Origin of the sequence: Mesorhizobium sp. WSM4312 (assembly GCF_002294875.1) — a bacterium.
Taxonomy (GTDB): domain Bacteria; phylum Pseudomonadota; class Alphaproteobacteria; order Rhizobiales; family Rhizobiaceae; genus Mesorhizobium.
On record NZ_NSFU01000005.1, the window covers coordinates 129,992 to 154,187 of the forward strand.

Below are 24,196 nucleotides of genomic sequence, written 5' to 3' on the forward strand. Positions count from 1 at the left end.
AGCACCCCTCATCCGATCTCGCTTCGCGAGGCCACCTTTCTCCCGCAAGGGTGTTTGGACCGGGGACATCGCGAACAGGTGTGCGATTTTCCCGATCCAAACAAAGGGGAGAAGGAAGAGAGCGCTACACTGGCCGATAAACCTTTTCGGCCGTGTTCCAGAAAATGCCGGCCTCAGTTTCTGCACCATGTTTCGCCACCGCATCGCGGTGCGCCTTGATCAACTCGGCATGGCTGGTCCAGAGCTTCTCGATCGGGAAATTCGAGCCGAACATCAGATGATCCGCACCCAGAATATCGATGGCGTTGTCGACGATATAGGCAATCAGCGCCGGGTCGTTGCGGTGGACGAAGGTGCCGAGACCGGACAGCTTGGCATAGAGGTTTGGTGCGGCCGAAAGCGTGCGAAGTCCGGCCTTCCAGGCCTCGGTGGCTTCCTGATCCGCGCCGGTCAGCATGCCGGCATGGGTGAGGATGAAGTTGGTCTCGGGGTTCTCGCCGACCAGCGTCAGCCCGTCCTTCATCTGGGCGGGGAAGAGCTGCAGGTCGAAGGACAGGCCGTAATCCTTCAGCCTCGCGACATTGGCCCGCACCTTGGGGTCGATGACCTGATCCGCCGAGGCGGCAAAGCGGAAAGCCGGCGTCTCGTGCCAGTGCAATTGCATGCGCATGCCGCGCAGCAGCCTGTATTGCATCAGCCGGTCGATCTGAGGCCTGACATCGTCGACCGTCATGTCGGCATAGCCGACGATGGCATGCGGCCAGCCGGTCTCGTCAGCGGTCGTCTGCAGGAAGGCGACTTCCTTCTCGAAATCCTCCTTCGCCCAGTTGGTCTGGACATAGACGGCTTTCTCGACGCCTGACCTCTTCTGGTCCTCGAGGAATTCGCCGATCGGATAGTCGCGACGGATTGGCTCGTAGGGGCCGAAGATGCGCGGCACTATCGGCCCGACCAGCCAGGGCTGATCCTTCTGGCGCCAGATGTGGAAATGCGCGTCGATGGCTTTCTGCATCACGATACCCTTTTCCAGATTGTCGATGCCGTGGGGGCAGGGCGGGCGAGCGACAGGATGAAATCGGTGAGGCTGGTCAGCGACGAGCCGTCGATGAGATCGTCGAGATCAGGCAGGATGGCGCGCAGCGCTGCCGTTGCCGGCCGGAAGCGCGGGTCGCCGGCCAAAGGCGTGGCCAGCGACAGCCGGAAGGCGCGGGCGCTCAGCCGGCGCATCGCGGTCTCCAGTTCGGCATGGTCGCCGCGCTCCAGAGCGTCGGACAGGATGATGACTGCTGCTCCACGCGCGAAGGACGAGAAGCGCGGCACGGAGAGAAAGGCGAGCAACGTCGGCCCCATGCGGGTGCCGCCGTCCCAGTCGTCGACCTGGGCTACCGCGCGGGCCAGCGCCTGATCGCGGTCACGGATGCGCAGGGCCGAGGTGATGCGGGTGAGCCGCGTGCCGAAGGTGAATATCTCGGCGCGGCCGGCGCCTTGCACGGCGGCATGCGCCAGCTTGAGATAGTCCGCCGTGTGCAGTTTCATCGAGCCGGAGACGTCGATCAAGAGCAGCAGCTTGCGCGGCACGGTCTGGCGGCGGCGCAGCAGCGGCGAGGGCACGTCGCCATCGGCGCTGACGATTTCCCTGAGCGAGCGGCGCAGATCGAGCTTGCCACGCGAAGGGGTGCGCACGGTGCGGAAGGAGCGGCGGGCGGGCAAAGCGGAGGACAGTTTTCGGCGAAAGGCGGTCAGCCTGTCGTCGTCGCGCTGGAAGTCGCGCGTGCTCAACTGTTCCAGGGCCGAGGATAGCTCGCCGCCTTCCCGGCTACGCTCGGCCTCGGTCCGCTCATCGTCGGCGCCGCCATCATCCTTGATGCGGGTTTCCTCGTCTGCTTCGCCTTCGACCACGGCTGACGTGTTGCCGTAGAAATGGCTCTGGAAGTGGACCTCGAATTCGTCGCGGCGATCGGGTGGCGGCGCCAGCGTGGCAAGGGCGGCTTCGTGGATGTCAGACATTGAGCGTGGGCCAAGTAATGTCACGGCTTGCATGAAGCCGGAGATTTGTTCGGGTGCGACGGCGAAACCGTAGCGGCGTAGCAGCCGGCCGAAGCCGAGGAAGGGCGCGGCCGGGCGAGGCAGCGCCCTCACCCCAGCGCCTCCCCGACGATGCGGCCAAGCTCGGGCGCGATGTAGGAGAGATCTTCCTCGTCCTTGATCAGCACACCGATGGCGCGGCGGAAGGCCTCGGGCCATGGGCTGCCGCCCTTTTCCAGAATGGTGGCGGCGTTGGCCCATTCGACCGCTTCGGCGATACCGGGCGGCTTGGCCAGCGGCCGGGCACGGATGGTCTGCACGGCTGCCGCCACGGCGCGCGCGGTGGCCTCGGCGACATCGCCGGCGCGCAGCATGATGATGGCGGCCTCACGCTCGGCCTCGGGATAGCCGATCCAGTGGTAGACGCAACGGCGGCGCAGCGCTTCGGCGAGTTCGCGGGTGCGGTTCGAGGTCAGGATGACGATCGGCTGGGCGGCGGCGCGGATGGTGCCGCGCTCGGGAATGCTGATCTGGAAGTCGGAGAGGAATTCCAGCAGCAGCGCCTCGAATTCATGGTCGGAACGGTCGATCTCATCGACCAGCAGCACGCGCTGCTCCGGTGCCCGCAAGACCTGCAGGAGCGGGCGGGCGATCAGGAAACGGTCGTCATAGATGTCGATCTCATGCTCGCCGGCATGGCGGATGGCGAGCAGCTGGCGCTGGTAGTTCCATTCGTAGAGCGCGTGAGCGGCGTCGATGCCCTCATAGCATTGCAGCCGCACCAAATCGCGGCCGAGCAGCTCGGCGATCGCCTTGGCCGCTTCGGTCTTGCCGACGCCGGGCGCGCCTTCGAGCAGCAGGGGCTTGCCCAGCCGGATCGCCAGGAAGATGGCCGTGGAAAGGCTGTCGTCGGCCAGGTAGCACGAGGCGGCAAGGTGCTGCGCTACCGCCTCCGGCGAGGTCGCGACAGTCTCGGCGCTGAGCTCGGGCATGTCAGTTTGCCGCTTGCGCCTTGAGCGCGCGCAGGATGCGTTCCGGCGTGATCGGCAGCGTGTCGATGCGCACGCCGACCGCGTCGAAGACGGCATTGGCGACCGCCGGTATCTGCGGGTTGGCGCACATTTCCCCCGGACCCTTGGCGCCGTAAGGCCCGTCCGCCGACGGCCGCTCCAGCACAATGATCTCGGTCTGCGCGAGGTCGCCGGGACCCGGCATCAGGTATTGGTTGAAATCGGTTCCGCCATGGTCGCGGTTGGGATAATAGGGCTCGGTGGTCTCATAGAGCGCGTGGCTGATGCCCATCCAGGAACCGCCGACCAGCTGCTGCTCGACCATTTTCGGGTTCAGCGCGCGGCCGATCTCGAACACGTTCTTGACCGTTAAAACCGTGACTTCGCCGGTCTCGTCATCGACCTCGACTTCGGCCACGGTGCAGGCGTGGGCGTAGCAGGTCGAGGGCTTCATCGCGCCGGTCTCCTTGTCCGGGTAGGAGCGCGGGATCAGGAACATGCCCCGGCCCGATATGGACCGGCCGCGCTTGAAATGCGCCGACAGCGCGACATCGAAGATCGAGATCGATTTCTGCGGTGCGCCCTTGACCAGTATGTTGCCCTGGCCGTCGGTCTCGAGGTCAGAGGCGTTGACCTCCAGTTCCTCGGCAGCGACTTCCAGCATCACCTGGCGCGCTTCCCTGGCCGCCTGGATGACGGCGTTGCCGGCGCGGTGGGTGCCGCGCGAGGCGAAGGTGCCCATGCAGTGCGGGCCGGTGTCGGTGTCGGCGGTGTCGACGACGACGCGGTCGGTCGGCACGCCGATGGTCTCGGCGCAGATCTGCGCCATGATCTGCTTCATGCCCTGGCCGAGATCGACCGACGAAAGCGTCACCATGAAATTGCCGGTCGGCGTCGAATGGACCAGCGCTTGGGTCGGGTCGCCGCCAAGATTCATGCCGGTGGGATAGTTGATCGCAGCGACGCCGCGTCCACGCCGGATCGCCATATCAGGCTCCCTTCCTGTAGGAGGACATCGCCATGAATTTCTCCGCCACCGGCCAGTTGGCGGCGCGCGAGGCTTCCTGCATGCACTCGATGAGCGCTGCCCCTTCCGTCGGCTGGCGATGCGCCTTCATGTCGCCGTCGCGATAGGCGTTGATGAAGCGGAATTCGAGCGGGTCCATGCCGATCAGCCGCGCCAGCTTGTCCATCTGCACCTCCAGCGCGAAGTCGCCGATGGTGACGCCGAAGCCGCGCATGGCCGAGGACGGCGTGCGGTTGGTGTAGACGCAATAGGTGTCGATCCAGACATTGGGGATGGTGTAGGGGCCCGGATAGTGTCCGGCACCCTTCTGCGCGCCATAGGGCGAGTGGCGTGAATAGGCGCCGGCATCGGTGTAGCCGGTGACCTTTCGGGCGACGATACGGCCGTCCTTCATCACGCCGTCCTTGATGACGACTTTTTCGGCCGCGCGGGGCGAGGATATCTGCATTTCCTCCTCACGGCTGTAGACAAAGGAGACCGGCCGGCCCGTGAGCTTGGCGCCGAGGATGGCGATGGGCTCGACGATGACGTCGACCTTGCCGCCAAAACCGCCGCCGACCGTGCCGCCGACGAAATGCAGCTTGCTGCCCGGCATCTGCAGGATGATCGAGGTGTTGTCGAGGGTGAAGAACATCGCCTGCGTGTTGGTGTAGCAGGTGAAGCGGTCATTGCCTTCGGGCGCCACCACGCAGCCGGTGGTCTCGGTCGGCGCATGCTCGATCGGCGAGGATTGGTAGCTCTGCTCCAGGATATGGTCGGCGCCGGCAAAGCCCGCCTCGACATCGCCGAAACGCACCTTGCGGCACTCGCCGCTGTCATAGAGGTAATAGTTCTGGCCGTGATATTCGTTGACCAGCGGCGCGCCGGGCTTCAGCGCTTCCTCCATGTCGAAGACGGCCGGCAGCACTTCGTAGTCGATCTTGATCTTGGCTGCGGCCTCCTGCGCGGCGCGCTCGGTCTCGGCAAGCACCGCCACCACGGCCTCGCCCTTCCAGCGCACCTTGCCGTCGGCCAGCACCGTCTCGTCCTCAGGGCCGATCTGGATGAGGATCAGGATGGTGTAGACATTGTGCGGCACGTCCTTGGCGGTCAGTACCTTGACGACCCCCGGATGTTTCTCCGCCTCGGATGTGTCGATCGAGCGGATGCGGGCATGGTGGTGCGGGCTGCGCACCATCTTCAGGTGCAGCATGCCGGGAAAGCTGCGGTCTGCGAAAAAGGCGGTCTTGCCGGTGACATGGCCGGGCGAATCCGAACGCGGCCGGGGCTGGCCGATTTCGTGCAGATCGTCCTTGCGGACATCGGCGAAGTAGTTCTTGCGCAATTCCATCGTTGGTCCCTCAGGCCGCGTTCTGCGAATTGGCACGGGCCGCCGTGAGCACTGCCTGGATGATCGGCTCGTAGCCGGTGCAGCGGCAGATATTGCCGGACAGCGCCTCCACCACCTCGTCGCGGCTGGGGTTTGGCGTGTGGTCGAGCAGCACCTTGGCGGCCATGATCATGCCCGGCGTGCAGAAGCCGCATTGCGTGGCGAAGGTGTCGAGGAAGGCGCGCTGCAGCGGATGCAGCACGCCGCCTTCGGCGAGGCCCGATGTCGTGGTGATGGCAGCGCCATTGCAGGTTTCGGCCAAGGTCAGGCAGGACAGCCTGAGTTCGCCGTCGATGATGACCGAGCAGGCGCCGCATGTGCCTTGGTGGCAGCCGCCCTTCGGCGAGGTGTCGCCGATCTTGTCGCGCAGAGCGTTGAGCAGCGTCGTGCCGCTGTCGATGAATTCGGCTTTCTCGGAGCCGTTGAGCGTGAATTGAACCGGGATCTTCGCCATGTTTCCTCCTTGCGCGCCTGCCCGACGGATCGGACAGACGCGCGCCCCCCAACGGTGATTTCAGGCCAGCAGCAGCCGGCCGAGATGGACCGGCAGGACTTCAGCGCGGTACCATGCGCTGGCGATCGGATCGGTGACCGGCGCAATGCCCTCGGTGGCGGCGGCCAATGCTGCCGCGATGCCGTTCTGGTCGAGTTTCTTTCCCTCGAGCGCCTTTTCCGTCGCCTTGGCCCGCATTGGCCGGTCCGCCATGCAGCCAAGCGCGATCCGCGCCGAGGACACGGTGCCGTCGGCGGCCTGTTCCAGGACGGCCGCGATGCTGAGCACCGAAACGCCTTTGGGCTTGACCCGCGACACTTTCAGGAAGCGGAAGCCGTCGGCCTTTGGCAGTGTGAAACCGACTGACGTGACGATGGAGCGGCTGCCGTCCCGCTTGGCGAGAAAAGTCTCGATCGGCAATTCGCCATCCTCGGTGCCGACCATGGCGTCGAGCGCCAGCAAGGCCACGGCGAAATCGCCATAGGGTGCCGGCGCGAACAGATTGCCGCCGACGGTCGCCATGTTGCGGATCGCCGGACCGCCGACGGCGCGCGCGGCCTTGGCAAGGATGGCGAGCTCGGGATGATGGGCGATCGCCGCCATGGTCACCGATGCGCCGACATGGACCTTGCGGTCGGCGACCGTGATGGCCGTGAGCGCCGGGTCGGTCGATCTGACAAGGCCGAAGACCAAAACATCGCCTTCATTGGCGGCGCGGACCACGAGTGTGCCGCCGCCGAGATAGCGGGTGCCGGGCGCCTTCAGCGCCGCATTGGCGTCCTTCACGGTCGGGAAAGTCTGGAGGGCAAGCGCCATGGAACGCTCCTGTTCTGAAGCCCAGTTCAGCTCTGGCCGGCAAAATGACTCTTCAGGGCGTTGAAACCGCCCTGGAAGACGTTGGTGCCCATGCCGGCGGCGATCTTGTCGGCTTCTTCGGGGGCTGCATCGAAGCTGGCGGTCCATTCGGCATAGGTGCGGTCGCCATCGGTGACACGCCTGAGCTGCAGCGTCGCCTTGTGGTTGGTCAGCGGCTGCGGCGTTTCCAGGATGGAATAGCTGACGAGGAAGTTCTCATCGGAAAGGTCGAGCAGTTTTTCGCGCAGCCGCGCGCCGGTGATCAGCTCGAAATTGCGCACGCAGCCGATCGTCGAGGCGTCCTTGCCATCCTCGATATGGCTTTCGACCATGCGCGGATGCCAGCCCGGCAGGCCGTTGAAGTCGCGTATGCGCGACCAGACCTTTTCGACCGGCGCGTCGATGACGCTGGAGATGGTGACTTTTGCCATAGGACGTTCCCTTGCGAATGCGATAGTCGGGCAAGGGTAGGGCGGTGGCCTGGCTGACGCTTATCAATGCGTCTTGTGCGCGTATCAAGGAGTCTGAAAAAAGCAGGCTCAGGCGGTTGCCCGCGCGGCCTCGCGATAAAGCGTCGGCGGCACGCCGACATGGTCGCGGAAGAAGCGCGAGAAATTGCCCTGCGTGGTGAAGCCGAGATTGCAGGCGACCGAGATCAGCGGCTCCTGCGACCAATGCAGCTGCCGCACGGCTTCCTCCATGCGCAGCGTGTTCCAGTAGACGTTGGGCGTCAGATTGGTCTGTTCCTTGAACAGGGCGAAGAAATGCGGCCGCGACAGGCCGACGCTGCGCGCCACATCGTCGAAGGAGATGCGTTCGCAGACATTGGCCTTCATCAGCTGGATGGCCTTGCGGACGCGGAAATCCTGCAGGGTGTTGGTGCGGGTGCGCGCCTCCTGCGGCGCCGACGCATCGGCGGCATCGAGCACCGAATCAATGAAGCGCTCGATCTCGTAATTGGCAACATCGTCGACGCTTTCATTGTCGGTCAGATGGTCGAGCAGGCTGGCGGCGGCCTGGTGCAGCCAGGGCTCCAGCGTGATCGCCGCCTGGGCAAACAGCGGCGCGGAGGAGGGCAGGTCGCGTCGACGGCGCGCCCAATCGGGATCGATGTAGAAGGCGAGGAACAGACCGGGCGTCCCGTTTTGCGACAGGACGTGGCTGTGCGGCTGGAAGGAATTGATGCCGGCGGCGGTGCAGGAACCGAGCCTTACCGTCTCGCGACCGATGGTCATCTCGCCGGCGGTGCCTTCGAGCCAGATGATGATATGCGCCTCGACATGGGCATGGGTGACGAAGTCGCTTGCGACATTCAGGACAGAAACATGTCCGAACCGGCCCCAGTAGAGCCTGATCGCTTCCGTCATGGGTATATCCTCCCGCAGACGACTGGCCTCCCTTCGCCTGCCTGGAGATTGTGCTGCCGGTTGCCTGTTTCCGTCAAGACATAGGCTGTTGGCGGCAAACGGTGGTGGCTCGCTCCGGCTGATTTTCAGACTGAGCGATAGGAACCGGAACGAACAGCGCTTGGCAATGTCCTTCTCCCATGAGGGAGAAGGACAGGCACTTAAATGTCAGTCGTTGCGCCTGAAATTGCGGATGCGGTCGAACAGCACCGCCAGCAGGATGGCGCCGCCGATGAAGGTGCCTTGCCAAAAGGCATTGATGCCAAGCAGGCCAAGGCTGTTGCGGATGACCTCGATGAGGGCCGCGCCGACAATGGCGCCGAAGGCGGTGCCGACGCCGCCGGCCAGGTTGGCGCCGCCGATGACGGTGGCGGCGATGACCTGCAGCTCCATGCCGGTGCCGAGATTGGTGGTGACGGCGCCGAGCCATCCGGTCTGGATGATCCCGGCAATTCCCGCCGACAGCGCCGATATCATGTAGACGGCTACCTTGATCTGCTTCACTGGGACGCCGGTCAGCGTTGCCGCGTGCTCGTTGCCGCCAATGGCGAAGATGTGCCGGCCGAACTTGGTCCAGCGCAGGATGAAGCCGGTGATCAGCGCCAAAAGGATCATGTAGAGCACCGGATTGGCGATGCCGAACACCCAGGCGCCGCCGCCGAGCGCCAGCAGCTTGTCATGGTCCGGCCCGAACTGGAAGACGACGGTGTTGTTGGAGGCGACCATGGCCAGGCTGCGGGCAATCGACAGCATGCCGAGCGTCACCACGAAAGGTGGAAAGCCGAGATAGGCGGTCAGGATGCCGTTGAAGGCACCGATGGCGAGCGCGGTGGCGATCGAGGCCAGGATGCCGATTTCGATCGAATAGCCGGCATGCATGGTGACGGCCAGCACCATCGACGACAGGCACAGTACCGAGCCGACCGACAGATCGATGCCGCCGGTGATGATGACGAAGGTCATGCCGAGCGCGACGATGGCGACGAAGGTGATGTTGCGGGTGATGTTGTAGAGGTTCTTCGAGGTTGCGAAAGCGTCGGTGGCGAACGACAGGAAGATGCAGGCGAGGATGACGGCGATCACCACCCAGAAGGTCTGGGTGGAGAACAGCCGCGACAGGAAAGTGTGCTGCTTCTGCGCGATCGTCTGATCAAGGGTGACTGCCATTATCGACCTTTCCTGCCGGCGGCGATGCACGCCAGCCTGGTGAAATCCGGATTAGCCGCGCTCACGAGACCTGCTCGATGGCGCCAGTGATGAGCCCGGTGACCTCCTCGGGCGAGCTCGACGCGATTGCCTTGTCGGCGACCTTGCGTCCGCGCCGCATGACGATGACGCGGTCGGCGACGTCGAACACGTCGGGCATGCGGTGGCTGATCAGCACCACCGCTATGCCCTGGTCGCGCAGATGGCGGATCAGGTTGAGCACTTCGGCGACTTGCCTGACCGAGATCGCCGCCGTCGGTTCGTCCATCAGCACTATCTTGGCCTGCGACAGCATTGTGCGGGCGATCGCAACCGCCTGGCGCTGGCCGCCCGACATCTGCTTGACGAGATCGCGCGGGCGGGTCTCGGACTTCAGCTCGGCGAAGAGTTGGCCGGCGCGCTTGTACATCGCGGCATAGTCGAGGATGCGGAATGGACCGACGCCGCGCCGCAACTCGCGGCCGAGATAGACATTGGCGGCCGCTGTCAGATTGTTGCAGAGCGCAAGATCCTGGTGGACGATCTCGATGCCGTGCTGGCGGGCTTCCGCCGGCTTGTTCAGGATCAATTCCTTGTCGTCCATGCGCATGGTGCCATGGCTCGGATGGAAATTGCCGGCGATCATCTTGACCAGCGTCGACTTGCCGGCGCCATTGTCGCCCATCAGGCCGACGACCTGGCCGGGTTCGATCGACAGCGACACGTCGTTGACAGCCTGGATGGCGCCAAAATGCTTCGAGATGTTGGTGAGTTCGAGAACCGCCACCAGCCTGTTGCCTCCCATGTCTTGCTGCATGCCTTTTCCAGGTCGCAGCTCCGATATCGTGCTCCCCATTCCTCCCGGAAGCAACGATCTTCGGCATTTACGCGAATGCCCGCACGGGCGTCAATTGTCGAAATGGGCTATTTGTCAGACGAATAGCGACATGTGCCTCTGAAAAATCCGTTTTGTAGGACAAATAGCAATTGACGTTGGCGCCGCGCCGTTATTAGTTGACGGTCGGAGAAAGATATCCGGTCCCAAACCATTGTTGCGGCGGGACCGGTGGGAGGTTATCGGCCGTTCCGGCATGTTGGCGGTCCGGTCGCATCTGAAAATGCTTATCGGCCTTGCACGGCGGCACGAGCGTTGGCTCTGCCATCTCGCATCAGGTCGATTTGTATGGCGGGCACGCCGTGTCCGTCTGTTTCCAAGGGAGGACTGACATGAGGAAAACAGTATTGCTCGCCGCCGTCGCCGCCATGGCGCTGGGCGCCGGGCCGGCTTTGGCCAAGAAGCAGCTCGTCATCGTGGTGAAAGGTCTCGACAATCCATTCTTCGAAGCCATCCATCAGGGCTGCGAGAAATGGAACAAGGAGAACGCGAGTTCGGAATATGCGTGCTTCTACACCGGTCCGGCGTCGACTTCCGACGAGGCTGGCGAGGCACAGATCGTCCAGGATATGCTGAGCAAGCCCGACACGGTGGCGATGGCGATTTCGCCGTCCAACGCGCCGCTGATCGCGCAGACGATCAAGAGCGCCAATCCGTCGATCCCGATCATGACCGTCGACGCCGACCTTGCCAAGGAAGATGCAGCCCTTCGCAAGACCTATCTCGGCACCGACAACTATCTGATGGGCAAGAAGATCGGCGAGTACATCAAGAAGGCCAAGCCGAATGGCGGCACGATCTGCACGATCGAAGGCAATCCGGCTGCCGACAACATCCTGCGCCGCGCACAAGGCATGCGCGACGCTCTGACGGGCAAGGAAGGTCTCGCGACACTTGCCGGTGAAGGCGGATGGACGGAAGTCGCCGGCTGCCCGGTGTTCACCAACGACGACGGCGCCAAGGGCGTTCAGGCGATGACGGACATCCTCGCCGCCAACCCCAAGCTCGACGCCTTCGGCATCATGGGCGGTTGGCCGCTGTTCGGCGCGCCGCAGCCTTATCGTGACCTGGTTGGACCGCTGAAGGACCGGCTGGCCAAGAACGACTTCGTCATCGGCGCCGCCGACACGATCGGCGACGAAGTGGCGATCGCCAAGGACGGCCTGGTCACCGCCCTGGTCGGCCAGCGGCCCTTTGAAATGGGCTACAAGGCGCCGTCGGTGATGATCGACCTGATCACGGGCAAGAAGGTCGACGATCCGGTCTTCACCGGCCTCGATGAGTGCACCAAGGACACGGTCGACACCTGCATCCAGAAATAGGTCTTTCGATCCGGGGCGCCCGTCTGACGGGCGCCCCGTCAATTCCTGAGCGAGACGCCGTGGCAAGGGGCAACAGGCTCCGGCCTCGACGCGTCCGTGGTTTGGATTTTTCGGTGACGGGATCGGCGCGCCACAGGTTCGGGGTATCTCCGGGCGACAGGCGGTCGACCGTATTGGAACGTGGATGCCCCAGGACAAGGCAAAGAAGCAAGCCAGCCGGGCCAAGGCGCAAGCCAGCCGCGATCCGGCGGTCGTGCGCAGGGCGGATGCGGCGCACTTTCCCGGGTCCAGTGTTCATGCCTCGCTCGCCAGCGAGATTGGTCTGCGGATCGTGCGCGGCGACTATCCGCCCGGCAGCATCCTGCCCAACGAGGCCAAATGGGCCGAGACGTTCAACGTCAGCCGCTCGGCGGTGCGCGAGGCGATCAAAATGCTGATGGCCAAGAGTCTTTTGGCATCACGTCCCAAGATCGGCAGTTGGGTCGAACCGAAGGAGCGCTGGAACCTGCTCGACCGCGACGTGCTCGCCTGGTACGCGACCGCACCCGACCGTGAAACCTTCCTGCGCACCGTGCAGGAGTTCCGCCATATCATCGAACCGGAAGCATCCGCCTTTGCCGCCATGCGGCGCAGCGACGAGCAGATGGCCGAGATCAGCCTGGCCTGCCGCGAGATGGGCGAGGCTGCGAACCTGCCGGAACGCATCCGTGCCGACACGCGGTTCCACCTCGCCATCCTGCGGGCCTCGGGCAACGACCTTCTGGTGCCGCTCGGCGTGCTGATCGAGTCCGCGCTCGACCATCTCTTCGTCTTCACGACACGCCAGATCAGCGACCAGACCCGGGCGCAGAAACTGCACGAGGCGATCGAGAAGAACATCCGCCTGCAACGGCCGGCGGCGGCGCGCAATGCCGTGCACAAGCTGCTTGCCGACACCGATGAGGGGATCGGCAGCCGGCGGCGTTAGCCGTCCGGCGGTTAGAGCAATTCCAGGAAAAGTGTGAAACGGTTTTCCCGGGAAAAGCGCATAGCGCTTTCCCTGGGGAATTGCGTCAAACAAAGAGTTACAGCCTTAGATCGTCTGCTTCTTGCCATCCTTGGTCGGCATCAGATCGACGCCGTTGACCTTGCCGATATGGGTCGCCAGCATCGGCACGAACTGTTCGGCCGGGCCGGTGGCATGGGCGCCGGCGAAGGAGTTCTTGGTGGCGTTGCCGAGCGGGTTGGCGATGCCGGCGGCACCCGCCATCGATTCCAGATAGGTCAGGTCCTTGAAGGCGTTGGCGATGGTGAATTTGTGGGCGTCGCGGTCGCCTTCCAGTGTCCAGCGCATGAAGGTCTGGTAGAAGCCGCAATCCATGCGGCCATTGCGGATGACGCTGTCGAAACGCGGTGGCGAGATGCCGACCTTTTCGGCCAGGGCCAGCGCCTCGGAATAGATGGCGGCGTAGCCCAGCGAGATGAAATTGTTGAGCAGCTTCATGCGGTGGCCATCGCCGGTGTCACCGATATGCACGATGCGGCCGGCCCAGGTCTCGATTACCGGCTTGACCCTTGCAAAGACGGCGTCGGGTGCGCCGACCATGGCGTCGAGCGTACCTTCCCAGGCTTCTTTCGGCGTGCGACTCAGCGGCGCGTCGACAAAGTCGATGCCCAGCGCCCTGAGTTCGGCCGCAAGCGCCACGGTAGAGACCGGGTCCGAGGTCGAACAATCGACAACGACCGAGCCTTTCTTCAAGCCTTCCTTGAGGCCGCCGGGGCCTCGGATGATGGCCTCCACTTCGCGCGAACCGGTGACGCAGATGAAGACGATATCGGACGCCACTGCCACATCGTGCGAGGTCGACGCTTCCTTGGCGCCGCGGCCAAGAAGGTCCTCTGCCGGCTTGCGGTTCTTGCGGCCAAGGAATGTCAGGGGATAGCCCTTGTCGACGATGTTCTTGGCAATGCCGTGCCCCATCAGGCCAAGGCCGATGAAGCCGATCTTTTCGCGCGCGGTGGTGGTGTTCATGTCGTCGTCCTATTCCGGATTATCGATAATTGCGCCGCTGTTTTAGCCATATGCGGTTGCAGAAAGCAATATTGTCTGACAATAGACGGCAATTCCAGAGCCTGTCATGGAGACCACAATGACGAAGCGGATCATGTTCACCGGCGGCAGCGGCAAGGCTGGGCGTCATGTCGTGCAATATCTAGTCGAACACGGCTGCCAGGTGCTCAACATTGACACCAAGCCGCTCGACAATCCCAAGGTGCGCACGCTGATCACCGACATCACCGACAGCGGGCAGGTGTTCAACGCGCTGTCGAGCTATATGGGACTGCACGAATTCGACCCGTCGCTGCGCCCGCAACCGGTGGATGCGGTGGTGCATTTCGCCGCCATCCCGCGCATCATGATCACGCCGGACAATGAAGTGTTCCGCATCAATGCGATGGGCACCTACAATGTCATCGAGGCCGCGGTGAAGCTCGGCATCCGCAAGGTGATCGTCGCTTCCTCGGAGACGACCTATGGCCTAGTGTTCGCCAACGAGCCGCGTGACCCCAAATATTTCCCGCTCGACGAGGAGTATGACGTCGACCCAATGGACAGTTATGCGCTGTCCAAGGTCGTCAACGAGAAGACGGCGCGAGCCTTCGCGCAGCGCAATGGCACCGACATCTATGCCTTGCGCATCGGCAATGTCATCGAGCCGCATGAATATTCGCTGTTCCCGAAATGGTTCGCCGATCCGGGTTTCCGCAAGCGCATCGCCTGGAGCTATGTCGACGCGCGCGATCTCGGCCAGATCACGCTGCGCGCCATCGAGAAGGACGGGCTCGGCTACCAGGTGTTCAACGCCGCCAATGACGACACTTCGTCCGACCTGCCGACGGCCGAACTTTTGCGGCGGTTTTATCCCGATGTGCCGGTCAAGGCCGAACTCGGCGAATACGAGACGCTGCTTTCCAATCGCAAGGCGCGAGACATGCTCGACTTCCGTCCGGAGCATAGCTGGCGCAAATATGTCAAATAGGCCGAACGGGGATAAAATCGCGGCTGGGTTGTGCATAGAAGCGGGCTTTGCGGCCCAGCGCCCGCGCCGCGCTTGACAGGTTCCGCAAACCGGCCTTTCTGAAGTCCATGCGGGACGCAAAGCCGAACAAGGAAAGAGCGCCGAAAAAGCCGGCATCCGCCGAGCGCCAGCCCGGCGTTCGCCGATCCGATGCGGCGCGCATTCCCGGCGCCAGCGTGCACACGTCGCTGGCCAGCGAAATTGGCCTGCGGATCGTGCGCGGCGACTACCCGCCCGGCACCATCCTGCCCAATGAGGCGAAATGGTCGGAAACCTTCAGCGTCAGCCGGTCGGCGGTGCGCGAGGCGATCAAGATGCTGATGGCCAAGAGCCTCTTGGCCTCGCGCCCCAAGATCGGCAGCTGGGTCGAGCCCAGGGAACGCTGGAACCTGCTCGACCGCGACGTGCTCGCCTGGTACGCGACGTCGCCCGACCGCGAGGTGTTCCTCAAGACGGTGCAGGAGTTCCGCCACATCATCGAACCGGAAGCCACCGCCTTCGCCGCCATGCGTCGGACCGACGAGCAGATGGCCGAGATCAGCCAGGCCTGCCGCGAGATGGGGGAGGCGGCCACCCTGCAGGAGCGCACGCGCGCCGATACGCGTTTTCACCTGGCCATCCTGCGGGCTTCCGGCAACGACCTCCTGGTGCCGCTCGGCGTGCTCATCGAGTCGGCATTCGACCATCTCTTCACCTTCACCACACGAGCGGTCGACGACCTCAATCACGTGCAGAAGCTGCATGAGGCGATCGAGAAGAACATCCGGTTGCAACGCCCGGACGCGGCGCGCGCCGCGGTGCGCAAGCTGCTCGCCAACACCGACAACGTGATCAAGTCGCGCTAGGTTGTTGATATTCAGGTGACGCCGGCCTGCGAGCGGCAGTTTTTCTCGGCTCGGCCTGACCTGAATCTCAACACACCCGAGGCCGGAGCTAATCCTCCTTCTCGCGCCCGAAGGCCACGCGCAGTTCGTCCTTGGCGCGCTCAAGCACTCGTCGGCGTGTGGCGGGCAGGTTCTTGCCGGCGCGGTTGATGTAGAAATTCAGCATCGACATGGCGGATTGGAAAGGTTCGGCCTTGCGGCGATGGCTGTGTTCGGCCGACCGTTTGAGCGAGGCGGCGATCTTCCTGGCATCGTCGGACTCGAAGATGTGATCCTCGAGATCCATGGCGTCGCTGTGCTCGGTCACCTCGGCCGACCATTTCTGCCTGGCAGCGGTCATGGCTGGGACTCCTTTGCGGCTTGATGATCGGAAAACTCCAGACATTGGCGTCGGTTCCCGCTTTCTTGTCCGCTCTGGAGCCACGGATTTGCCCGCCGTGGCGCTGCTGCGTCCCGAGAATGCGCCGATAGTGGCGCAAACGGCAGCCGGTTTTCGTAACCGTCGACAGGAAACGCCTTTGACCCGAACCGACTTGAGCCGGCCGAGCCCCGGCATCGACAGTTCCTACGCCTGGATGCGCCTGGCCATCTCGATGGTGCTGGCGACGATCGGTGCGGTCGGCATGTGGGCCGTCGTGGTGGTGCTGCCTGCGGTGCAGGCCGAGTTCGGCGTCGACCGCGCCGCGGCATCCATGCCCTACACAGCGACCATGGTGGGCTTCGCCGCCGGCAATGTGCTGGTCGGCCGCGCCATCGATCGCATGGGGTATTGGATCCCGGCGCTGATTTCCTCCGTAGCACTCTCGGCCGGCCTCCTGCTTGCCGCACTTTCGACCTCGATCCTGCAATTCACCCTTGCCCAGGGTGTGCTGATCGGTGTCGGCACGTCAGTGATCTTCGGGCCGCTGATCGCCGACATCTCGCACTGGTTCAACCGCCGGCGCGGCGTCGCGGTAACGGCGGCGGCGGCCGGCAATTACCTCGCCGGCGCGCTCTGGCCGACCATCATGCCGACGCTGATCAAGGTGGAAGGCTGGCGCTTCAGCTATGCGGCCATCGGCATCTTCTGCCTGGTCACCATGGTGCCGCTGGTGCTGATGCTGCGGCGCGGCGCTCCGGAGGCTGCCGCTGCTGGGTCGCCGGGAAGCCGGTCTGTGCAACCGATTCCAATGTCGCCGGCGGCGCTGCAGGCGCTGCTGGTTATCGCCGGCCTTGGCTGCTGCGTGGCGATGTCGATGCCGCAGGTGCACATCGTCGCCTATTGCATGGATCTTGGATACGGCATTGCACATGGCGCCGACATGCTGTCGATCATGATGGCGGCGGGCGTCGTCAGCCGGCTTGCCTCGGGCTTCGTTGCCGATCGCATCGGCGGCGCCAAGACCCTGGTCATCGGCTCGGTGCTGCAATGCCTGTCGCTGCTGTTCTATATTCCGTTCGACGGGCTCGCCTCGCTCTATGTCGTGTCGCTGGTGTTCGGCCTGTCGCAAGGCGGCATCGTGCCCTGCTATGCGATCATCGTGCGCGAATATCTGCCGGCCAAGGAGGCCGGCCAGCGTATCGGCATCGTCATGATGGCGACGATCTTCGGCATGGCGATCGGCGGCTGGATGTCGGGCTGGATCTACGACCTGACCGGCTCCTACGCCGTAGCCTTCCTCAATGGCATCGCCTGGAATTTGCTGAACATAGTGGCGATAGGGCTGTTCATGTGGAAGGCAAGGGGCAGGGCCGTCATGGCAGCCTGAGGCGCGCCTCGGCTTGACAATGGGCAAGGGCTGCGCGACCCCAGAGGCAAAGGGTTGCGGCAACAGGCCGGTGAGATGGCGACAGCTCAGATGATCGTATTGCGGGCGCGCTTCGGCGGCCATATGCGCGGGCGGTGGCCTTGATCAAGCCGCGCTCGCGCCGGGGCGGCGGCCGCCCGACCATATCGGATGTCGCGCGCAAGGCCGGCGTCGGCGCCATCACAGTGTCGCGGGCGCTGCGCGAGCCGGAGCGCGTCAGCCAGGATCTGCGCCGCCAGATCCAGGCCGCCATCGACGAACTCGGCTATGTGCCGGACCCCAATGCGCGGGCGCTGGCTTCGGCGCGTGCCGAGGTGTTCGGCGTGCTGGTGCCGTCGCTCACCAACAACGTCTTCGCCGAGGTGGTGCGCGGCATCTATGACAGCCTGTCGGACAGTCCGTTCCGCATCCAGCTTGGCAATACCCACTATTCCGGGCTCGAGGAGGAGCGACTCTTGCAGCTGTTCGGCTCGCAGCGGCCGGCAGCATTGATCGTCGCCGGCATCGACCAGACGCCAACCTCGCGAAAACTTCTGGAGAATGCCGGCTGCCCGGTGGTGCAGGTGATGGAGACCGGGCCCGATCCCATCGACATGATGGTCGGCTTCTCGCATCTCGACGGCGGCAGGACGGCGACCGAGCACCTGATCGAGGTGGGGTATCGCCGCATCGGCTTCATCGGTGCGCGCATGGACCCGCGCTCGCAGCGACGCCTTGCCGGCTACCGCGCGGCGATGGAGAAGGCCGGACTGTTCGATCCGCGCCTGATCACCACCACGCCGGTGCTGTCCAGCGTGCCGCTCGGCCGCGAATTGTTCCGCGATGCCCTGGCCAAGATGCCGACGCTCGACGGCGTGTTCTGCAACAACGACGACATCGCGCTCGGCGTGCTGTTCGAGTGCCATCGCGCCGCGATCGATGTGCCCAAGACCATCGGCATTGTCGGTTTCAACGATCTCGACATGATGCAGGTGGCGTTTCCCTCGATCACCAGCATCCGCACCTACCGCTACGAAATCGGCAGGCGGGCCGTCGCCATGGCGCTGGCGGCGATCGCCGGTGACCGACCACAGGAGCGGGTCGTCGATCTCGGCTTCGAGCTCAAGCGCCGCGAGAGTACAGCCCGCTGAACCCGCTTTTTAGAAGGCGCTCAAATGGCGCTTTACACAACGCTATGGTAGCGCTACCATTTTTCAGAACGAGCCTCGCGTCCGAAGTGTTCCGCTTGTTTATTATACATAAGCAACAGCTCACGCTTGTTTATTATGTATAATATGATAGTTTTTCTTCGGTCGATGGGGACGGCAAAGGGGAGGTTGGCGCGAAGGTCGTTGGCACCTGACAGGCGTGACTGGGCAAGGCGGGAGGGCCTGCCGGAAACGCGGGAATTGCATAAAACTGAAGCAACAAATCAGAACTGCAATCGGGAGGATTATCGATGATCAAGTCACTCGTCGGTGGCATCGTTGCCGCCACTGCATTCGTAATGTTGAGCTCGTCGGCGATTGCCGCGGGTCCCGAAATCGTCAAGGGTCCGGCTTCCGAGCCTGACTGTTTCGCGCCCTGGGCAGCCGACACGCAATTCTTCAAGTTCCCCAAGAAGGCCGGGCCGTACCGCATCGCGCTGGCCAACGGCTATATCGCCAACACCTGGCGCATCCAGATGGTGCAGACCGCAAAGGCCTATGCGGCACAGAAGGACGTCGCCGCGAAGCTGAAGGAATTCAAGGTCGTCTCGACCGGTGAGGACGTGCCGGCGCAGATTTCGGCGATCAACAACTTCATCGATTCCGGTTATGACGCGATCGTCGTCAACGCGCAGAACCCGACCGCATTCGGGCCTGTGATCAAGCGCGCCAAGGAAGCCGGCGTCGTGCTGGTTGCCTTCGATAACATTCTCGACACCAAGGACGCCATCAACGTCAATGTCGACCAGAAGGGTCTTGGCGAACTATGGGGCAAATGGTTGATCTCCCATGTGCCGAATGGCGGCAAGATCCTCGAAGTGCGCGGCGTTGCCGGGACCTCGGTCGACACTGATCGCCACAACGGCATCCACGAGGTTCTCGATGCCTCCGGCAAGAAATGGGCCGTCACCGAGGTCGTCGGCAAGTGGGATGACGGCGTCGCGCAAAAAGCTTCGGCCGATGCGATCGCCACCAACGGCCCCTTCGACGGCGTTACCGGGCAGGGCGGCGACACCGGTATCGTGCAGGCGATGATCGATGCCAAGCATCCCTTCGTGCCGTTCGGCGGCGAGACCGAGAACGGCTTCCGTAAGTTCTGCGCGGCCCACGCGGCCGACGGGTTGAAATGCTCGTCAGCCGGTACCGGTCCGGCGCAGGTGGCGGTTGCCATCAAGACGGCGATCGCAGCGCTTGAAGGCAATGTCGTCCCGCAGTCGGTCAAGCTGCCGCTTGCCATCGTCGAGGATCCGAACTTCAAGGCAGGTCAGGATTTCTTCCCCGACCAATCCGATAATTTCTTCGTCGGCAATTCCTTCCCGACCTGCGGCATTAATTTCACCGCGCAGGAAATCATGGGCCAGACCAAGGCGGACCAGTAGCTGCAATCCCGGCGCCGTGGGATCTCCCGCGGCGCCGGTCACTTGATATGCTGATGATCAAAGCGCCCCGGGGAGGGCCGATGGACAGTGCGGTTCCGCTCTTCCGGATGGAAGGCATATCCAAGCGCTATGGTGGAGTGCGAGCTCTGGAAAAGGCGGAGCTTGTCGTCACATCCGGCAGCATCCACGCCATCCTTGGCGAAAACGGCGCCGGCAAGTCGACATTGATCAAGGTCATGGCCGGTGTCGTGGCGCCTGATGAGGGCCGCATGACGCTGGATGGCCGGGAGGTGACCTTCCTGTCACCGGCCGCCGCCAACCAGGCAGGCATCGTCTGCATCTTCCAGGAGCTGTCGCTGGTTCCAGATCTCAGCGTCGCCGACAACATCGTCATTTCCGATCCGCCCAAACGCTTCGGCATGATCGACCGCGGGGCACAGCGACGCATCGCCGAGGAGGCGCTGGCGCGCGCGGGCGCGGCCGACATCCATCCGCTGGCGCTGGTCAAGGATTTGCCGCTGTCGCGCCGGCAGATGGTCGAGATCGCCAAGGCGCTGGCCAGGAAGCCGCGCATTCTCATCCTCGACGAGGCGACCTCGGCGCTGACGGCGGCGGATGTCTCGAAGATTTTTGGCGTCCTGAAGCGGCTGCGCGCGGAAGGGCTGGCGCTGCTCTACATCTCGCACCGCATGAACGAGATCGCCGAACTTGCCGATCAGTGCACGGTGTTCCGCAATGGCCGCAATGTCGCCAGCTACAAGGCCGGCTCCAAGAGCGACAATGAGGTGGTCGAATTGATGATCGGCCGCGAATACAGTCACATCTTCCCGCCCAAGCCGGCGGCCGTGCCGGCTACAGCCGCACCCAGGCTTGAAGCCCGCAAGCTCTCCTGGACCGACCGGCTGCACAACATCTCGCTGACCGTCAGGGCAGGCGAGGTGGTCGGCCTCGGCGGTCTCGACGGCCAGGGCCAGCGCGAATTGCTGCTAGCCTTCTTCGGTGTGCTGCGCGGCCTTTCCGGCGAGGTGCTGATCGACGGCAAGCCGGTGGCGATCAGCAGTCCCGCGGCGGCCCGCGAGGACCGTATCGGGATGGCGCTCATTCCTGAAGACCGCAAGACCGAAGGACTGATGCTGCCGATGACAGTGCGCGAGAACCTGTCCTTCGCCGCGCTCGACCGGCTGTCCAAAGGCGGCATCATCGACCGCGCCGCCGAGCAGCGGCTGATCGACGACATGGTCGGCCTGCTCGCGATCAAGACGGCGGGTCTCGATATCCCGGTCGGCGCGCTGTCGGGCGGCAACCAGCAGAAGGTGGTCATCGCCAAATGGCTGATGCGCCAGCCGCGCATCATCCTGCTCAACGATCCGACGCGCGGCATCGATGTCGGCACCAAGCAGGAGCTCTATCAGCTGATGCGCAAGCTGGCGGACGCCGGGGCCGCGATCCTGTTCTATTCGACCGACTATGACGAGCTGATCGGCTGCTGCGACCGCGTGCTGGTGCTCTATGACGGCGCGGTCAAGCGCGAACTGGTCGGCGCCGAGATCACCGAGCGGGCGCTGATTGCAAGCGCGCTCAACATCCATGGCGAGGAGAGCCCGGTGGGCCTGGGAGCAAGCGCGTGAAGGATTGGCGCTACTGGCTGGCGGAGCAGCGCGGAACGCTGCTGGCGCTCGGCATCTTCATCGTCATGTTCATCATCTACACCTCGAACCATCCGGCCGGCTTCACCGCCAATGTGGTGCAGACGGCGGCGAACAAGGGCGTGCTGCTCGCTTTCGTCGCCATGGCGCAGACGCTGGTGGTGATCACCGCCGGCATCGACCTATCCGTCGGCATGATCTTTCTCCTGACCAACTGCCTGGCCTCCTGGCTGGTGGTGGGCACGCCCATGCAGACGACGCTCGGCGTCATCGCCGTGCTGGCGGTCGGTCTTCTGTGCGGCGCCGTCAACGGCGCCATCGTCATCTACGGCCGGCTGCAGCCGATCGTCGCCACCATCGCCACCGGGGCCGTCTATTACGGCATCGGCCTTTTGCTGCGGCCCTTCCCGGGCGGCTCGGTCAATGAGGATCTGGCCGATGCGATGACCGGACGCGTCTTCGATGTGGTGCCGGCGAGCCTCGTCGTGCTGTTCGCCATCGTGTTGTTGATCTGGGTGCCGTTCAGCCGCTCGGTGCTTGGCCGCGCTGCCTACGCTGCAGGATCGTCGGAGACGGCGGCCTATATGTCGGGCGTGCCGATCAGGCGCGGCAAATTCGCCGCCTACACGCTGGCCGGGCTGCTGGCGGCGATCGGCGGGCTGTTCCTGACCTTCTTCACCTATACGGGCGACGCTGCCTATGCCAGCGGCAACGCCTACACGCTGTTTTCGATCGCCGCCGTGGTGTTGGGCGGCGTCTCGCTGTTCGGCGGCAAGGGCAGCGCCATCGGCGCCATCTTCGGCGCGCTGGCCTTCCGCACCATTGGCGATCTGTTGTTCGTGTTCGATTTCGATCCGCTCTGGCAGCCGCTGTTCCAGGGCGTTATCCTGCTGATCGCGGTCAGCCTCGGCGCCTTCGCCCTGTTTCGGGTCCGCAACCGGCTGGAGTGGTTCCTGTGAGCGAAACGACGCTTGGCGGCATTGCCGGCCGCATGCCGAAATTCATCCGCCGCGCCGATCCGGCGGTGCTGACTGCGTTCGCCTGCATCGTGCTGTTGCTGTTCCTCGGCAGCCTCTATTCCAGAAGCTTCCTGTCGCCTGAATATCTGCTGCAGCAATTGAAGGTGGCCTCGTTCCTCGGCGTCATCGCCACCGGCATGATGCTGGTCATCCTGCTCGGCCAGATCGACCTGTCGGTGCCATGGTCGGTTGCGGCGGGCGCGATGATGGCCTGCGCGGCGGCGGCCTACGGTCCGCTCGGCGTGGCGCTGGCCATTCCGTTCGGCATCTTCTGCGGCGTGCTGATCGGCATCGTCAACGGCATCGGCGTCGCCTATCTGCGCATTCCCTCGATGATCATCACGCTCGCCACCAACGCCGTCGCGCAAGGGCTGATGGTGGTCTACACCGGCGGCTTCTCGCCCCAGGATTCGGCCACGGGTGCGATGCGCTACCTCGCCACCGGCTTTGCCATTCCGGGCGTTCCCAACGCCGTCATCATCTGGGCGCTGATCGGGGCCGCGATGGTCTTCGTGCTGACCCGCACCGGCTTTGGCCGCACCGTCTACGGCATCGGCAACCGCGAGCGCGCCGCGTATCTCTCCGGCATTGACACAAGGCGCGTGGTGATGATCGCCTTCGCCGTCTCCGGCGGGCTGTCGGCCTTCGGCGGCGTGCTGCTGGCCGGCTATGCCTCGAAGGCGGCGCAGTCAATGGGCGATGCGTATTTGCTGCCATCGATCGCCGCCGTGGTGCTTGGCGGCACCTCGATCCTGGGCGGGCGCGGCTCCTATCTCGGCACCGTCGCCGGCGTCATCCTGATCACGCTGCTGCAATCCATCCTGTCGGTCATGCAGATGCCGGAGGCGGGGCGGCAGATCACCTATGGCGTCGTCATCGTCGCCATGCTGCTGCTCTACGGCCGCGCGCCGGCAAGCCGCTAGAGCCGGATGATTCCAGGCCGAATCGACCCGAAATCTGAATCCGCCTCTAAATCAAGGAGATAGAGCATGATGTCGTCCGAAAACCGCTTCACACTTTTCGGCATCATGCTCTAGCCGTGGACGAAGAAGCAGCACAGGCGCCGGCGGGCGTTCCCGGCGCGGCGCCCCCGGCCATCGTGGTGATGGGTGTCGCCGGTTGCGGCAAGTCGGCTGTCGGCATCGCGCTGGCGGCCGGACTGGATGCCGTCTTCATCGAAGGCGACAGGCTGCATCCGCCGGAGAATGTGGCGCGCATGGCAAGCGGCGAGCCGCTCACCGACCAGTTGCGCGAAGGCTGGCTCGACGCCATCGGCGAGCGCATCGTGACGTCGATCGGCGAAGGGCAGGGCGTGGTCGCGGCCTGCTCGGCGCTGAAGCGCAGCTACCGCGAGCGCCTGCGCGGTTTTTGCCCCGACCTCGTCTTCCTCTATCTGGGGATCGACCCGGCGACGGCGAGGCAGCGGGTCGCCAGCCGCAAGGGCCATTTCATGCCGGCAAGCCTGGTCGACAGCCAGTTCGCCATCCTTGAGCCGCCGCGCAGCGATGAGCGGGCGCTGACGATCGACGCGACGCGTCCCGTCGCCGATGTCGTCGCGGACGCAATGCATCTGCTGGCCAATTCATGAGCCGGTACCCGTCGCCTGTCATGGCATCGCCATGGGCGATCATGGAATCTTACGATGACA

Annotated in this window: 24 protein-coding genes; 11 read left to right on the forward strand and 13 right to left on the reverse strand. The window is 64.1% G+C overall.

Features of this window, described 5'->3' with window-relative positions; translation table 11 throughout:
* Positions 1–124: 124 nt before the first annotated feature.
* The 11 genes from CK228_RS09540 to CK228_RS09590 all read right to left on the reverse strand — a co-directional run bounded on the left by CK228_RS09540 (position 125) and on the right by CK228_RS09590 (position 10,157).
* The gene (locus CK228_RS09540; protein WP_179295865.1) at positions 125–1,012 is read right to left on the reverse strand and encodes an amidohydrolase; all 888 of its coding nucleotides are present in this window, start codon (positions 1,010–1,012) and stop codon (positions 125–127) included.
* Complete coding sequence (locus CK228_RS09545; protein ID WP_245438000.1) at positions 1,012–2,007, reverse strand: VWA domain-containing protein; 996 nt, start codon at positions 2,005–2,007, stop codon at positions 1,012–1,014. The genes CK228_RS09540 and CK228_RS09545 overlap by 1 nt, the downstream gene beginning before the upstream one ends.
* Positions 2,008–2,135: 128 nt before the next feature.
* Complete coding sequence (locus CK228_RS09550) at positions 2,136–3,017, reverse strand: MoxR family ATPase (RefSeq protein ID WP_095787672.1); 882 nt, start codon at positions 3,015–3,017, stop codon at positions 2,136–2,138.
* A 1-nt stretch (position 3,018) separates the two neighbouring features.
* The gene (locus tag CK228_RS36295; protein ID WP_095773846.1) at positions 3,019–4,023 is read right to left on the reverse strand and encodes a molybdopterin cofactor-binding domain-containing protein; all 1,005 of its coding nucleotides are present in this window, start codon (positions 4,021–4,023) and stop codon (positions 3,019–3,021) included.
* 1 nt (position 4,024) lies between these two features.
* Complete coding sequence (locus CK228_RS36300) at positions 4,025–5,392, reverse strand: xanthine dehydrogenase family protein molybdopterin-binding subunit (protein WP_095787673.1); 1,368 nt, start codon at positions 5,390–5,392, stop codon at positions 4,025–4,027.
* 10 nt (positions 5,393–5,402) lie between these two features.
* Entirely contained in the window at positions 5,403–5,885 is a 483-nt protein-coding gene (locus CK228_RS09565; protein WP_095773848.1) for a (2Fe-2S)-binding protein, read from the reverse strand.
* Positions 5,886–5,945: 60 nt separating this feature from the next.
* On the reverse strand, positions 5,946–6,740 hold the full coding sequence (locus tag CK228_RS09570; protein WP_095787674.1) for an FAD binding domain-containing protein: 795 nt from the start codon (positions 6,738–6,740) through the stop codon (positions 5,946–5,948).
* Between the two features lie 26 nt (positions 6,741–6,766).
* Positions 6,767–7,210, reverse strand: a complete 444-nt coding sequence (locus tag CK228_RS09575) for an SRPBCC family protein (RefSeq protein WP_095773850.1) — start codon at positions 7,208–7,210, stop codon at positions 6,767–6,769.
* Positions 7,211–7,318: 108 nt separating this feature from the next.
* Positions 7,319–8,146 (reverse strand): AraC family transcriptional regulator, encoded by an 828-nt coding sequence (locus tag CK228_RS09580; RefSeq protein WP_095787675.1) that lies wholly within the window; start codon positions 8,144–8,146, stop codon positions 7,319–7,321.
* A 207-nt stretch (positions 8,147–8,353) separates the two neighbouring features.
* Positions 8,354–9,352, reverse strand: a complete 999-nt coding sequence (locus CK228_RS09585; RefSeq protein ID WP_095773852.1) for an ABC transporter permease — start codon at positions 9,350–9,352, stop codon at positions 8,354–8,356.
* A 61-nt stretch (positions 9,353–9,413) separates the two neighbouring features.
* Positions 9,414–10,157 carry an ATP-binding cassette domain-containing protein gene (locus tag CK228_RS09590; protein ID WP_027047043.1) on the reverse strand — a complete coding sequence of 248 codons (744 nt, stop codon included), beginning with the start codon at positions 10,155–10,157 and terminating at the stop codon, positions 9,414–9,416.
* Positions 10,158–10,597: 440 nt separating this feature from the next.
* Between CK228_RS09590 and CK228_RS09595 the strand changes: the two genes are divergently transcribed.
* The gene (locus tag CK228_RS09595; protein ID WP_095773853.1) at positions 10,598–11,587 is read left to right on the forward strand and encodes a sugar-binding protein; all 990 of its coding nucleotides are present in this window, start codon (positions 10,598–10,600) and stop codon (positions 11,585–11,587) included.
* Positions 11,588–11,771: 184 nt separating this feature from the next.
* The gene (locus tag CK228_RS09600; protein ID WP_095787676.1) at positions 11,772–12,554 is read left to right on the forward strand and encodes a FadR/GntR family transcriptional regulator; all 783 of its coding nucleotides are present in this window, start codon (positions 11,772–11,774) and stop codon (positions 12,552–12,554) included.
* 105 nt (positions 12,555–12,659) lie between these two features.
* Here CK228_RS09600 and CK228_RS09605 read toward each other — a convergent pair whose 3' ends face one another.
* The gene (locus CK228_RS09605) at positions 12,660–13,598 is read right to left on the reverse strand and encodes an NAD(P)-dependent oxidoreductase (RefSeq protein WP_095787677.1); all 939 of its coding nucleotides are present in this window, start codon (positions 13,596–13,598) and stop codon (positions 12,660–12,662) included.
* 118 nt (positions 13,599–13,716) lie between these two features.
* Between CK228_RS09605 and CK228_RS09610 the strand changes: the two genes are divergently transcribed.
* Positions 13,717–14,607, forward strand: a complete 891-nt coding sequence (locus tag CK228_RS09610; protein ID WP_095787829.1) for an NAD(P)-dependent oxidoreductase — start codon at positions 13,717–13,719, stop codon at positions 14,605–14,607.
* A gap of 107 nt (positions 14,608–14,714) precedes the next feature.
* Positions 14,715–15,491: a FadR/GntR family transcriptional regulator gene (locus tag CK228_RS09615; protein ID WP_095774025.1), complete on the forward strand. Its 777-nt coding sequence runs from the start codon at positions 14,715–14,717 to the stop codon at positions 15,489–15,491.
* Between the two features lie 88 nt (positions 15,492–15,579).
* Here the strand turns inward: CK228_RS09615 and CK228_RS09620 are convergent, their stop codons facing one another.
* Positions 15,580–15,870 (reverse strand): DUF3175 domain-containing protein, encoded by a 291-nt coding sequence (locus CK228_RS09620; protein WP_179295866.1) that lies wholly within the window; start codon positions 15,868–15,870, stop codon positions 15,580–15,582.
* Between the two features lie 178 nt (positions 15,871–16,048).
* Here CK228_RS09620 and CK228_RS09625 point away from each other — a divergent pair, with 178 nt between their 5' ends.
* From CK228_RS09625 to CK228_RS09655, 7 genes are all read left to right on the forward strand, one after another.
* On the forward strand, positions 16,049–17,278 hold the full coding sequence (locus CK228_RS09625) for an MFS transporter (protein WP_095787679.1): 1,230 nt from the start codon (positions 16,049–16,051) through the stop codon (positions 17,276–17,278).
* 140 nt (positions 17,279–17,418) lie between these two features.
* On the forward strand, positions 17,419–18,447 hold the full coding sequence (locus tag CK228_RS09630; protein ID WP_095774026.1) for a LacI family DNA-binding transcriptional regulator: 1,029 nt from the start codon (positions 17,419–17,421) through the stop codon (positions 18,445–18,447).
* Positions 18,448–18,755: 308 nt separating this feature from the next.
* Positions 18,756–19,883, forward strand: a complete 1,128-nt coding sequence (locus CK228_RS09635) for a sugar ABC transporter substrate-binding protein (RefSeq protein WP_095787680.1) — start codon at positions 18,756–18,758, stop codon at positions 19,881–19,883.
* Between the two features lie 80 nt (positions 19,884–19,963).
* Entirely contained in the window at positions 19,964–21,511 is a 1,548-nt protein-coding gene (locus CK228_RS09640; RefSeq protein WP_095787681.1) for a sugar ABC transporter ATP-binding protein, read from the forward strand.
* Positions 21,508–22,488 carry an ABC transporter permease gene (locus CK228_RS09645; protein WP_095773859.1) on the forward strand — a complete coding sequence of 327 codons (981 nt, stop codon included), beginning with the start codon at positions 21,508–21,510 and terminating at the stop codon, positions 22,486–22,488. The genes CK228_RS09640 and CK228_RS09645 overlap by 4 nt, the downstream gene beginning before the upstream one ends.
* On the forward strand, positions 22,485–23,471 hold the full coding sequence (locus tag CK228_RS09650) for an ABC transporter permease (protein WP_095787682.1): 987 nt from the start codon (positions 22,485–22,487) through the stop codon (positions 23,469–23,471). The genes CK228_RS09645 and CK228_RS09650 overlap by 4 nt, the downstream gene beginning before the upstream one ends.
* Before the next feature lie 116 nt (positions 23,472–23,587).
* Positions 23,588–24,136, forward strand: coding sequence for a gluconokinase (locus CK228_RS09655; RefSeq protein ID WP_095787683.1), 549 nt, complete (start codon positions 23,588–23,590; stop codon positions 24,134–24,136).
* The last annotated feature ends 60 nt before the right edge of the window (positions 24,137–24,196 follow it).